At 72.4% G+C, this 384-nt stretch carries 1 protein-coding gene; it reads left to right on the top strand.

Annotated elements, in window-relative coordinates; translation table 11 throughout:
- Positions 1–190: hypothetical protein (locus ACNFOC_RS55880; RefSeq protein ID WP_416966508.1), on the top strand; the 190-nt coding region annotated here is incomplete at its 5' end.
- Between the last annotated feature and the right edge of the window lie 194 nt (positions 191–384).

Below are 384 nucleotides of genomic sequence, written 5' to 3'. Positions count from 1 at the left end.
CGCCACGCTCGAACACGTCCTGACCGACGAGGCGTTCGCCCACATGGCCAAGCTGTCCGAACGCTTCGCGGCCGGTGTTCAGCAGGCCATCGACGCCCCCGCGCGAGTTCCGCCGGGGTCGGACGAGGGCGAGACGGTCATCTGCCTCAAGTGTGCCGACGACCGTGCCGTAGCCACCTGCGGCCGGTGACGGCGGAGTCAGGTGGAGTCGCGAGAGCGGCCGCGCGAAGCCCGTGCCGATGCGCCTCGGCACGCGCACGCGGCTGGGCCGTCCGTGGAGAGCGACGAGGAGATCCTCGCGTGGGTCGCCGAGGACCGTCGCCGGTCGACACCGTCACGACCTGCGCGCCGATGGTGTCGGTGCCCAGACCGTCGGTGGCGCTC

Origin of the sequence: Streptomyces colwelliae (genome assembly GCF_048158785.1) — a bacterium.
Taxonomy (GTDB): Bacteria; Actinomycetota; Actinomycetes; order Streptomycetales; family Streptomycetaceae; genus Streptomyces.
The sequence above is the reverse complement of the archived record's forward strand: the minus strand, read 5'-3'. Positions and strand labels throughout refer to the sequence as shown.